The following is an 11,924-nucleotide window of genomic DNA, read 5'->3' as shown; positions in this document are numbered from 1 at the left end:
ATCCGTCACACCGCCGGATCCTGCGGCCCCCTCCCCGACAGCACCTCCCCGTACGCCTGCATCAGATCCGGCAGCCGCAGGGTCGCCAGGTCGTCGCGGGTCAGCCCGCCCGGATAGGTCGACAGCCGGAGATCCCGGTAGGCGCAGCTCTTCTCGTACAGGGTCCGCAGGAACCGGCCGTTGCCCAGTTCGTCGATCCACCCCTGGTCCACGACGTGCCCGGCGATCGAGCGCAGCTCGTCCAGGGCCTCCTCGTCCCACGCGTCGCCGTTCTCCGCGGCCAGCACCTCGCCGATGGAGGTGAGCTCCAGGGGCCGGTAGGAGGGGAAGTCGACGCGGGTCGTGAAGCGGGAGGACAGTCCGGGGTTGGCGGCCAGCAGACGGTCCATGCCCTCCGGATAGCCGGCCAGGATCACCACCAGGTGGTCCCGGTTGTCCTCGGCCCGCTTCAGCAGCACCTGGAGCGCCTCGTCGCCGTACGCGTCGCCCTTGCCGTAACCGGAGTTCGACAGCGAGTACGCCTCGTCGACGAAGAGCACACCACCGAGGGCGGAGTCGATCAGCTCGTTGGCCTTCACGGCCGTCTGGCCGAGATACTCGCCGACCAGATCGGCCCGCTGGGCCTCCACCAGATGGTCGCCGCCCAGCAGACCGAGGGCGTAGAAGACACGGCCGAGGATCCGGGCCACCGTGGTCTTGCCGGTGCCGGAAGGACCGGAGAAGACGAAGTGGCGCTTCGGCGGCTGGACCGGAAGGCCCTGGCCGGTCCGCAGCCGGGCCATGTTGAGCTGCGCGGACAGCGCCTTGACCTGGCGCTTCACCGGCTCCAGGCCGACCATGCCCTCCAGTTCGGCGAGCGCCTCCTCGAGTAACACGGGATCGGTGGGCCCGGCCGGCAGCGACGAGGAGACGACGGTCTTCTCCCGCACCGCCGGATCGGTCACCGACGGCAGCGGGACGACGGGCGGCAGGTCGGAGGGCTCGGTGAGCCTCAGATCCCGGCCCTCGGTGCCGAACAGCGGGTCGAAGCCGTCCGGGCCGTCCACCATGTCCTGCCCGACCCCGGTGAGCGTGATCGCCGCGAAGTCGGCGGGGTCGTCGTACCCGTCGCTCTCGGCGATCGCGGCGAGCCGGGCCGAGGTGTCCATGAAAGCGGCGTCGACGCGGTGCACCGCCCGGTACAGGGGGAGAGCCGCCGCCGAACGGCCCGTTCCCTCATGGGCCCGGGCCAGCCAGTACCGCAGCTCCTTGCGCTGTGGCTGCTCGCTGCGGCAGCGCATCAGGGCCGACGACAACAGCGGCTCGGCCTGGCCGTACATCTCCAGACGCACCCGGGCCATCCCGCCGAACAGGCCGGCCTCGATGCCCAGCAGGGGGTCGTCGAGCAGCGGGTCGGTGTGCCGGACCAGCTGCTCCCAGTCCTTGACCAGATAGGCCCGGCAGGCGTGCAGGAAGCGGACCTGATGATCGGTGTCGACGGGCGGCAGCCCGGCGAGCGCCCGGTCCAGTTCGGGCACATGGCGGCCGTCCAGCCAGTGCGAGGCGTGCGCGAGGAGCAGGTCGCGCGGACTCTCCAGCACCGGTTGCACCCACCAGCCCAGCCAGTACCAGGAGTTGAGGGTCCGGCGGTGCCGGGTCCGCTGTTCGCCGAAGCGCTCGCGGTGCCGGAACATCCTGAGCAGCGCGGTCGTCGTGTCGACCCGCAGCGCGTGCAGCCCGAGCCAGCCGTCGGCCATCCCGGGATCGATCCGCACCGCGGTGCGGAACTCCTCCTCCGCCTGCGGATAGGCGCCCATCGTGTAGGCGTCCACGCCTCGCAGCCAGGCGAGGTCGGCCGGGGCGTCGGGGCCCTGCGTGCCGAAGTCCATCACGTCCCCCACAAACCGTGCCCCCGTCGGTGTGCCGCCGGGCGTCGCCCTTCGGCTGCCTTGGTCGAACCGCTGTGCCGCGGACCGGAGTTGCAAGGTGCGCGAGGCAGTCGCCCAGGCCGCACCGAGGGCATCGTACCTGCGTGGGAGCCGCTCGCCGTAGGGTGCCGCACAGGCCGTTCGGCGAGGTGGGAGCGGACGGGGCGCATCCCGCGCGGTGACCCTGGGTGAGCGGATCGTGCCGTGACGCGTCCGGAAAGGGGGCGTCGGACGGAATGAGGGCAGAACGAAGCCCCCGATCACGGGGGAACAACCGGGGGCTTCGCGTCCGAGGGCGGCTGTGATAGCCGCACATTCAGAACGTAAGTCCTGTACGGGCCGTCGGTCAAGCATGGCTGAAGCAGTTGGCGAAGTTCCGACGCGGGGCCCTTCACACCTTCACCACATCGCGGGTGGTCCGTCACGGTGGGTGACACCCTGGTGTGGTCCAAGGTCTCCCACCGGCCCCGGCGACACCTCGTACCCCTGCCTCAACTGCCGTACCAACAGGGCGGCATGGGGGCGCGAAGGGTCGTTCGCGAAGTGACGGATCTCGGCCGCGACCCACCCGTCCCAGAACTCCCGCTGCTCCTCCCCGTCCCGGGACCGCCCGCGCGCCCAGGCCTCCTCGGGAGGCATGTCCATCCACAGCAGACACGCCAGGAACGGCCGCAGGGCGCGGCGCCCGGCGCCGACCCCCTCGACCAGGACGACGGGGGCCGCGGGCAGCGTCCGCGGCGGGCCGAAACGGCGGGCGCGCCAGTCGTAGGGGGTGTAGTGCGCGGTCTCGCCGCGGCCGAACGGCTCGACGACCTGGGTCAGCAGCCGCCCGGTCCAGGCGAACAGCTCGTCGTGGCTGGCGATGTCGTCGAGACGCAGCACCGGCGCGCCGCCCAGCGCCTCGGCCAGCGTCGCGGCCAGGGTGGACTTCCCCGAGCCGGCGTGTCCGTCGACGCCGATCAGCCGTACCGGCCCACAGGACGGCGGCAGACGGCGCAGACGGGCGGCGAGCTGGTGGATGGCGGGTCCTGGGGTGCGAAGAGCGGGAGGCTCACGGGCGGAGACGTCGTACGGCGCGAAAGTCTACGACCGCTCGTCCTGCCAGTGGCTCAGACCAATATTGGTGGCGTGGCACGGGCGGAAGTGCTGGAAGGCGGGGCCCGTGCCGTCCATAGTTGGCGCACAGCCGCGCAGACACCCTGGGGGTCTTCCGCTCATGAGCAGAGCCGAACAGCCGTCCCGCAGAACGGTCCTCGCCGCCGCGGTCGCCGCCGCGGTGGCAGGGGGCTCGGCCCCGGCCGCCACGGCCGCCGACGCGCCGGACACCGCGGCCGCCGAGTCGGCCCCGGCCCGGACCGTCGACTACCGCTCCTGGACCACGTACGCCGACTGGCGCGCCGGTAGTGCCAAGGGCACCCGTGCCGTGGCGGGCCTGCGCCCGGGCGTCGTCGTCGGCACCCCGCTCGGCACCGTCGACTACACCGACCCGCACACCAAGACCACGGCCACCTGGGAGTACGCGACCTGGACGTCCCCGGTCCAGACACTCGCCGTCCCCTCGACGGAGGTGATCGCCTCCTGGAGCGCGAGCACCCCGGCCGGTACCTGGCTCCAGGTCGAGCTGAAGGGCACGTACTCCGACGGCGCGGACACCCCCTGGTACGTGATGGGCCGCTGGGCCTCCGGCGACCAGGACATCAAGCGCACCTCGGTGGACGACCAGACCGACGGCAGAAGCACCGTCTGGACCGACACCTTCGCGATCGACGACGCCTCGACGGGCCTGCGTCTCGCCTCCTGCCGGCTCCGCCTCACCCTGTACCGGCGTCCCGGCACCAAGCTCACCCCGACCGTGTGGCGGCTGGGCGCGATGGGCTCCGACGTCCCGGACCGGTTCACCGTCCCGGCCTCAGTGCCCGGCCTCGCGCAGGAGCTGACCGTCCCGCGCTACTCCCAGGAGATCCACCTGGGCCAGTACCCCGAGTACGACAGCGGCGGCGAAGCCTGGTGCAGCCCCACCTCCTCGCAGATGATCGTCGAGTACTGGGGCGGCCGGCTCACCCCCGAACAGCTGGCGTGGGTCGACCCCTCCTACGCCGACCCCCAGGTGTGCCACGCGGCCAGGCACACGTACGACCACCAGTACGGCGGCTGCGGCAACTGGCCGTTCAACGCGGCCTACGCGGGCACCTTCAAGGACGTCCAGGGTGTGGTCACCCGGCTCCGCTCGCTCACCGACCTGGAGACGCTCATCGCGGCGGGGATCCCGGCCATAACGTCCCAGTCCTTCCTCAAGGAGGAGCTCACGGGAGCGGGATACGGCACCTCCGGGCACCTGATGACCGTGATCGGCTTCACGGCCGAGGGCGATGTGATCGCCAACGACCCGTTCTCGGCGAACGACACGGCGGTGCGGCGGGTGTACCGGCGGCGGGAGTTCGAGAACATCTGGCTCAGGACCAAGCGGTACAACGCCGGCGGCAAGGTCGCCTCCGGCACCGGAGGCATCTGCTACCTCTACTTCCCGGCGCGTCCGACGGCCCGCCAGTGCAAGGCCCTCACGGCGGTGGGAGTCCCCGTGTGAGCAAGGTCTCCGCCGCAAAAGCCCCGGCGGGTGGCAAGGTGGACGGATCGGTGGGGGGAACCACCCTGTACGTCCGACGTCAGCGAGACACCATGACCCCGCAGACCGCCACCGCCACCCGCGCCCGCACCGGCGGCCCCGAGACCGACGGCCCGAAGATCCTCGAACACCTCATGGGCTGGGTCCTCGTCGCGGTCGTCGCGATGCTGGTCACCCAGCTCGGACTGCTGTGACGGGCGTGACCTGACGCACGGTTGACCTGACATACTGCGGATGTCCCGCCGACCGCCCGAGACCAGGGTCGAAATTGAATATCAGTGAACAGCGCGAAGTCACCCGTCCCCGGGCACGAGGCACCGAGCGCTCACTGGCGCGCCGCGCCGAACTCATCTCCATCGGGCGGAAGTTGTTCGCCGACACGTCCTACGACGCGCTCTCGATGGACGACATCGCCCGGCAGGCGCATGTCGCCAAGGGGCTGATCTACTACTACTTCCAGTCCAAGCGCGGCTACTACTTGGCGATCATCCAGGACTCCGTCGCCGACCTGGTCACCTTCGCGGCGAGCGGTCTGGAACTGCCCCAGGTGGACCGGGTGCACCGCACCATCGACAGCTATCTGCGCTACGCCGAGCACAACCAGGCCGCCTACCGCACGATCGTCAGCGGTGGCGTCGGCTTCGACACCGAGGTGCACGCCATCCGGGACGGGGTGCGCGCGGCGATCGTGGCGACCATCGCCGAGGGCGCGTACGGCAGCAGCGACATCCCGGCACTGCCCCGCATGGGCCTGCTCGCCTGGGTGTGCAGCGTCGAGGGCGCCACCCTGGAGTGGATCGCCCGCCCCGAACTCTCCCGCGAGACCATGGGCGATCTGCTGGTGAAGACCCTGGGCGGCTCCCTGCGCGCCATCGAGGAGCTCGAGCCCGCCTTCGCCGCGCCGAAGCCGGCCCGCCGCCAGGACTGACGGGCGAGGTCCGACCGGCGAGGCCCGACGCGCGGGCCTGACGCGCGGGGCGAATGTGCGAGGCGGACGTGCGGGGCGGACGCACCGAGGGCGGAGGCTCGTGGTCCTCCGCCCCGAGTGCCCCATGAACCGGGCTTACTTGATCGCGTGGATCAGCTCACCGTCGGCCGTGTCTCCGCTCAGCTCCCAGAAGAACGTCCCGCCCAGCCCCTGCCGGGACTTGTACTTCATCTTCGTGGCGATGGTCGCGGGGGTGTCGTAACTCCACCAGTCGTTCCCGCACTTGGCGGAGGCGGTGCCGCCGACCGTGCCGGTCGCCGGGCACTTGGCCTTGAGGACCTTGTAGTCCTCGCTGCCGGCCTCGTACGTCCCCGCGGCGGGACCGGTGGCCGTGCCGCCCGGCTTCGCCTGGGTGACGCCGGTCCAGCCGCGCCCGTAGAAGCCGATGCCGAGCAGCAGCTTCCGGGACGGGATGCCCAGGCTCTTGAGCTTGGCGATCGTGGCGGCGGTGTCGTAGCCCTGCTGCGGGATGCCCGGGTACGAGGTCAGCGGCGAGTGCGGTGCCGTCGGGCCGGTGGCCGCCCACGCGCCGAAGTAGTCGTACGTCATCGGGTTGTACCAGTCGACGTACCGCGCCGCGCCCCCGTAGTCCGCCGCATCGATCTTGCCGCCGGCGGTCGCGTCCGCCGTGATCGCCGCCGTGAGCAGCTCGCGCTCGCCGAACTTGGCCCGCAGCGCCTTCATGACGTCCCGGAAGGCCTCGCGGCCGCTGGTGTCGCAGGTGAGGCCGCAGGCGTTCGGGTACTCCCAGTCGATGTCGATGCCGTCGAAGACATCCCTCCACCGGGAGTTCTCGACCAGGTCGTAGCAGGACCTGGCGAAGGCCGCCGGGTCCTTGGCCGCCTCGCCGAAGCCGCCCGACCAGCTCCAACCGCCGAACGACCAGATGACCTTGAGGCCCGGGTGCAGCTTCTTCAGCTTGCGCAGCTGGTTGAAGTTGCCGCTGAGCGGCTGGTCCGCCGTGTCGGCGACGCCGTCCACGGACTCCCCGGCGGTGAACGGCCGGTCGGTGTCCGCCCAGGAGTCGCCGAGGGCGCACTTGCCGTCGGTGACGTTGCCGAAGGCGTAGTTGATGTGGGTGAGCCGGTCCGCGGAGCCGGACGTCTCGATGTTCTTGACGTAGTACTGGCGGTCGTAGATGCCCCAGTCGGTGAAGTAGCCCACGACCTTGGAGCCGTTCGGGCGGGCCTCGGCGGGGTGGGTTTCACCGGCGGTGGCGGTGCCCGCGCCGGCCAGCAGGGCGGCGCCGAGCGCGGCGCAACAGGCGGCGGACAACAGCGTCCGGAACCGGGAGCGGGAGCGGGTGCGGGGGTGAGGGCGGGGGCGGAGCGGGGTGTGCATCGGGTGTCTCCTCGCAGGGACAGAGAGGGGATCGCACGCCGATTGGCATGAACGCGGGGAGGCGTTGGAGCGAAACGGTAGGAGGACTAGACCACTCAGGTCAATGGTTCGGACCAATCGGTCCGACCGTCGGCCTCGCCGTCCCCCCGGCTGTCGGTCCGGCGCCCCCTGCTGCCGGTCCGGCGCCCTTCCGGCTGTCGGTCCGGCATCCCTCCGGCTGTCCGCCCGTGCGGCGGCGGCCCCCCGCGGGCATACTCACAGCGCGAAGCCGCTGGTCAGTCCGGGAGGAGGAAGCCGCCATGTCCGACCGCGCGCCGTCCCCGGTGGACCGCTCCCTGCCCACGGACGAGGCCCGGGAACTCATGACGCTGGTCCGTGACCTCGCCCGACGCGAGATCGCACCGGCCGCCGCCGAGGAGGAGGCCGCCGGACGCTTCCCCCGCGAGCTGTTCACCCTGCTGTCCGCATCGGGGCTGCTCGGTCTGCCGTACGACTCCGCGCACGGCGGCGGCGACCAGCCCTACGAGGTGTATCTCCAGGTACTCGAAGAGCTCGCCGCGGTCCGCCTCACCGTGGGGCTGGGCGTCAGCGTCCACACGCTGGCCTCCTACCCGCTCGCCGCCTACGGCACGGACGCGCAGCGGGCCGCGCACCTGCCCGCCATGCTCGGCGGCGGGCAGCTCGGCGCGTACTGCCTCTCCGAGCCGTCCTCCGGATCGGACGCGGCCTCACTGCGGACCGGAGCGGTGCGGGAGGGCGGCGGGGACTGGGTGATCACCGGCACCAAGGCCTGGATCACCCATGCCGGGCTCGCCGACTTCTACACCGTCCTGGCCCGGACCGGCGGCGCGGGCGCGTCGGGGATCACCGCGTTCCTGGTGCCCGGCGACGCCGCGGGACTGAGCGTCGCGGCCCCCGAGCGCAAGATGGGGCTGAAGGGCTCGCCCACCGCCCAGGTGCACCTCGACGGGGTACGGATCCCCGACGCCCGGCGCATCGGCGACGAGGGCCAGGGCTTCGCGATCGCCCTGGCCGCGCTGGACTCGGGGCGGCTCGGCATCGCGGCCTGCGCGGTCGGCCTCGCCCAGGCGGCCCTCGACGAGGCCGTCGCCTGGGCGAAGGGGCGACGGCAGTTCGGGCGGCCGATCGCCGACTTCCAGGGGCTGCGCTTCCTGCTCGCCGACATGGCGACCCGGATCGAGTCGGGGCGGGCGCTGTACCTGGCGGCCGCGCGCTGCCGGGACGCCGGACGGCCGTTCGGACGGCAGGCGGCCATGGCCAAACTCCACTGCACCGACGCGGCCATGCAGGTCACCACCGACGCCGTCCAGGTCCTGGGCGGGTACGGCTACACCGCCGATTTCCCCGTCGAGCGCTACCTGCGAGAGGCCAAGGTCCTGCAGATCGTGGAGGGCACGAACCAGATCCAGCGGATGGTCATCGCCCGTCACCTGCTGGGTCCGGAAACCCGCTGAACTGCCCCGGCCGCACCTGTGGGGCCGCCAGCCGTACCCACTCGGGGTCGTGGCGCCCCGGCAGAGTGCGGCCCCGGTCGGCCCAGATGCGCATGAGGTCGCGGTAGATGGGCGGGTCCTGCGGGGGCGGCGGAGCCAGCGGAACCGATTTTTCCCGAACGGGTTCCGGACGTACGGGGACGAAGAGCTGGCGGTGACGCCCGGGCGCGACTGACTGGGTGGGGGTCATACCAGGGCAACGCGAAGCCCCGGGACAGGTCACCGGCAGGCACGGTCGAGCGTGAGTTCGGGGTGTGCCCCCGGTTTGGGCTCGACCCGTGTCCGGTCGGTCCGGCGGTAGTTGGCGATCCGTCACATTCCTTACGGAGCAACGAGGTTGCCGCTTTGCCGCACTCCGTCGCCACGCCTCGCACACCCGCAGGGGCGCCTCGCCCGCGCGGGCCGTCCCGGATACTCGGGACGCTCCGGACGCGCTGGTCCTGCACCACGGCGACCTGCCGGCCATGGTGCAGGGCAGCTACGGGAGTCGGACAGGTGGGACTGCCGTGGACGCGGCGCTCAGGCGGCCAGGCGGCGCATCGTCGGCACCCGCATCGGGCGCGAGCCCGGGCCGCCGACGTGCGAGAAGGGCTGTGTGCGCCAGTCCAGCCCCTGAGGGAGCGTCAACAGGAGTGCGGTGTCCTGCTCCTGGGGCTCCACGGACTCGTCCGCGGGCCGGGCCTCGGCGGCCCCCCGTCCCGTCCCGGCGCAGACCGTGAGTCCGAAGGGGTTCCACGGCGAGGCGCACAGCGCGTGCTCCGGCAGGACCTCCTCGTCCGCCAGCAGCGCGATGGGCTGCGCACAGTCCGGGCAGATCACCCGGTACATCTCGAAGGTGTCGTACGCGTCGAAGTGGTCGGCGTCGGCGTCGGCGTCGTCGAAGTTGTCGGAGTAGTCCGCGTCGACGGGTTCGACGCCCTCCGGCTCGGGTTCGACGACGGACTGGAGCCGCTTGGGCGCGGTGCGACCAGGGCGCTTAAGACTCTGCATGGGATTCTCCCCCTCGGGCTGGGCCGTGAAGGCACTGCGGCCTCGACCACAGCAAGCACTTCCCGCCCCGTCTCGGCGGTAATCACGAGGACATCACGAAGAGTTGGCGAGTGCTGTGGCATTCGTCACATGCCGCTTGCAGGTGCCTCGTGCGCCGGTCGAGCCCCCGAACGTCCCGTGCCCGGCCGCCGTCGACTCCCGGCCACATCACAAACCGGCTATGACCTGGGCTGCATAGGTATACGCGGAGATCGCGCGCACGGTAAGTTCTTGCGTCATGGAGGAGCTGGACCGACAAATCGTGCAGCTGCTCGTCAAGGACGGGCGGATGAGTTACACCGATCTGGGCAAGGCCACGGGCCTGTCCACTTCGGCGGTGCACCAGCGGGTGCGACGGCTGGAACAGCGCGGCGTCATCCGCGGATATGCGGCCGTCGTCGACTCCGAGGCCGTCGGGCTGCCCCTGACCGCCTTCATCTCGGTGAAACCGTTCGACCCCAGCGCCCCCGACGACATCGCCGAGCGGCTGGCCGGCGTACCGGAGATCGAGGCCTGTCACAGCGTGGCCGGTGACGAGAACTACATCCTCAAGGTGCGCGTGGCCACCCCGCACGAGCTGGAGGAGATGCTCGGGCGGCTCCGAGCGCTCGCCGGCGTGTCGACGCGCACGACGGTCGTGCTGTCCACCCCGTACGAGGCCCGGCCACCCCGTATCTGATCCGAGGGGATCAGAGGGGATCAGCCTCGCGACCGAGGGGATCAGCCTCGGGATCCGAGGGGTCCCCGTGCCGAGCGGCCGGAGGCGAGGCGCGAGACTGTCTTTCATGAGTGAGCGCACCGCCGAGCCGAAGACCGTCCTGCTCCGCCGAGGAGAGGTACACAGCCCCGCCGACCCGTTCGCGACCGCGATGGTCGTCGAACGCGGCCAGGTCGCCTGGGTCGGCTCGGAAGGCGCCGCCGACGCCTTCTCGGACGGCGTCGACGAGGTGGTCGACCTGGACGGCGCGCTGGTCACCCCGGCGTTCACCGACGCCCATGTGCACACCACGTCCACCGGCCTCGCGCTCACCGGCCTCGACCTCTCCTCCGCCCCCTCCCTGGCGTCCGCCCTCGCCCTCGTACGGGCCTTCGCGGTGGCCCGTACGCGGGACAAGGTGCTGCTGGGGCACGGTTGGGACGCCTCCCGCTGGCCGGAGGGCCGCCCGCCCCGACGGGACGAACTGGACGAGGCGACCGGCGGCCGGCCGCTCTACCTCAGCCGGATCGACGTCCACTCCGCCGTGGTCACCACCGCCCTGCTGGAACTGGCGCCCAGGGCCCGCACCGAGCCGGGCTTCGCGGACGGCGAGCCGCTCACCCGCGACGCCCACCACGCCGTCCGCGCCGCGGCGTTCGCAGCAGTGACGCCCGCCCAGCGCGCCGAGGCCCAGCGGACCGCCCTCGCGCAAGCCGCCTCGCTCGGCATCGGCTCGGTCCACGAGTGCGCGGGACCCGAGATCTCCTCCGAGGACGACTTCACCGACCTCCTGCGACTCGCCGCCGAGGAGCCCGGCCCCCGGGTCGTCGGGTACTGGGCCGAACGCGATGTCGACAAGGCCCGGCAGCTGGGCGCGCTCGGCGCCGCCGGAGACCTCTTCGTCGACGGCGCCCTGGGCTCCCACACGGCCTGTCTGCACGCCTCCTACACCGACGCCGACCACACCGGCACCGCCTACCTGGACGCCGCCGAGGTCGCCGCGCACGTGACGGTCTGCACCGAGGCCGGGCTCCAGGCGGGCTTCCACGCCATCGGCGACGCCGCCGTGACCGCCGTCGTCGAGGGTGTGCGCGCCGCCGCGGAGAAGGTCGGCCTCGCCCGGATCCGCGCCGCCCGCCACCGCGTCGAACACGCCGAGATGGTCACGCCCGAGACGATCGCCGCCTTCGCCGAACTCGGCCTCACCGCCTCCGTCCAGCCCGCCTTCGACGCCCTGTGGGGCGGTGACGAGGGCATGTACGCCCAGCGACTGGGCGTCGAGCGGGCCCGCACCCTGAACCCCTTCGCGGCCCTGCTGCGCGCGGGTGTCCCGCTGGCCTTCGGCTCCGACAGCCCCGTCACGCCCCTCGACCCGTGGGGCACGGTCCGCGCCGCCGCCTTCCACCGCACCCCCGAGCACCGGGTGTCCGCCCGCGCCGCGTTCACGGCCCACACGCGGGGCGGCTGGCGTGCGATCGGCCGTGACGACGCGGGCGTCCTGGTTCCGGGCGCACCCGCCGACTACGCGGTCTGGCGTACGGACGAACTGGTCGTCCAGGCCCCGGACGACCGGGTCGCCCGCTGGTCCACCGATCCGCGCTCCGGCACCCCGGGCCTGCCGGATCTGACCCCCGGCGGCGATCTCCCGGTGTGCCTGCGCACGGTGGTGGGCGGCCGGACCGTGTTCCTGCGGCCGAGCGAGTGATCTACCGGGGCGGCCCGGGGAAGATCACCCGTCCGCCCGCCGACATACGCCCGGTGTCTTCTCCGCGCTGACCTGGGCATTGACGGAATATCCGCAGGTCAAGTCGCTGTTGACAGCCGA

Annotated in this window: 10 protein-coding genes; 6 read left to right on the top strand and 4 right to left on the bottom strand. The window is 72.0% G+C overall.

The window, feature by feature from the left end:
* Window positions 1-5 precede the first annotated feature (5 nt).
* Window positions 6-1,868 (bottom strand): AAA family ATPase, encoded by a 1,863-nt coding sequence (locus ACIRPU_RS14335; RefSeq protein WP_384118945.1) that lies wholly within the window; start codon window positions 1,866-1,868, stop codon window positions 6-8.
* A gap of 438 nt (window positions 1,869-2,306) precedes the next feature.
* On the bottom strand, window positions 2,307-2,927 hold the full coding sequence (locus ACIRPU_RS14330) for a uridine kinase (RefSeq protein ID WP_403867200.1): 621 nt from the start codon (window positions 2,925-2,927) through the stop codon (window positions 2,307-2,309).
* Between the two features lie 196 nt (window positions 2,928-3,123).
* Here ACIRPU_RS14330 and ACIRPU_RS14325 point away from each other — a divergent pair, with 196 nt between their 5' ends.
* The 3 genes from ACIRPU_RS14325 (at window position 3,124) to ACIRPU_RS14315 (ending at window position 5,458) form a co-directional block, all read left to right on the top strand.
* Window positions 3,124-4,491: a peptidase C39 family protein gene (locus ACIRPU_RS14325; RefSeq protein WP_403866345.1), complete on the top strand. Its 1,368-nt coding sequence runs from the start codon at window positions 3,124-3,126 to the stop codon at window positions 4,489-4,491.
* Window positions 4,488-4,724: an SCO1431 family membrane protein gene (locus ACIRPU_RS14320; protein WP_384118941.1), complete on the top strand. Its 237-nt coding sequence runs from the start codon at window positions 4,488-4,490 to the stop codon at window positions 4,722-4,724. The genes ACIRPU_RS14325 and ACIRPU_RS14320 overlap by 4 nt, the downstream gene beginning before the upstream one ends.
* A gap of 74 nt (window positions 4,725-4,798) precedes the next feature.
* On the top strand, window positions 4,799-5,458 hold the full coding sequence (locus ACIRPU_RS14315; RefSeq protein WP_355705412.1) for a TetR/AcrR family transcriptional regulator: 660 nt from the start codon (window positions 4,799-4,801) through the stop codon (window positions 5,456-5,458).
* A gap of 135 nt (window positions 5,459-5,593) precedes the next feature.
* Here the strand turns inward: ACIRPU_RS14315 and ACIRPU_RS14310 are convergent, their stop codons facing one another.
* Window positions 5,594-6,859: a glycoside hydrolase family 18 protein gene (locus ACIRPU_RS14310; protein ID WP_403866341.1), complete on the bottom strand. Its 1,266-nt coding sequence runs from the start codon at window positions 6,857-6,859 to the stop codon at window positions 5,594-5,596.
* Window positions 6,860-7,158: 299 nt separating this feature from the next.
* Between ACIRPU_RS14310 and ACIRPU_RS14305 the strand changes: the two genes are divergently transcribed.
* Entirely contained in the window at window positions 7,159-8,334 is a 1,176-nt protein-coding gene (locus ACIRPU_RS14305; protein ID WP_403866338.1) for an acyl-CoA dehydrogenase family protein, read from the top strand.
* Between the two features lie 558 nt (window positions 8,335-8,892).
* Here the strand turns inward: ACIRPU_RS14305 and ACIRPU_RS14300 are convergent.
* Window positions 8,893-9,363, bottom strand: coding sequence for a hypothetical protein (locus ACIRPU_RS14300; protein WP_403866335.1), 471 nt, complete (start codon window positions 9,361-9,363; stop codon window positions 8,893-8,895).
* Window positions 9,364-9,640: 277 nt separating this feature from the next.
* Between ACIRPU_RS14300 and ACIRPU_RS14295 the strand changes: the two genes are divergently transcribed.
* Window positions 9,641-10,081: an Lrp/AsnC family transcriptional regulator gene (locus ACIRPU_RS14295; protein ID WP_351767093.1), complete on the top strand. Its 441-nt coding sequence runs from the start codon at window positions 9,641-9,643 to the stop codon at window positions 10,079-10,081.
* Between the two features lie 106 nt (window positions 10,082-10,187).
* Window positions 10,188-11,804, top strand: a complete 1,617-nt coding sequence (locus tag ACIRPU_RS14290; RefSeq protein ID WP_403866332.1) for an amidohydrolase — start codon at window positions 10,188-10,190, stop codon at window positions 11,802-11,804.
* Window positions 11,805-11,924 lie beyond the last annotated feature (120 nt).

It is taken from the genome of Streptomyces sp. NPDC102259, assembly GCF_044766465.1.
GTDB lineage: Bacteria > Actinomycetota > Actinomycetes > Streptomycetales > Streptomycetaceae > Streptomyces.
Note: the sequence above shows the minus strand (reverse complement) of the source record. Positions and strands in the feature narration are given on the sequence as shown.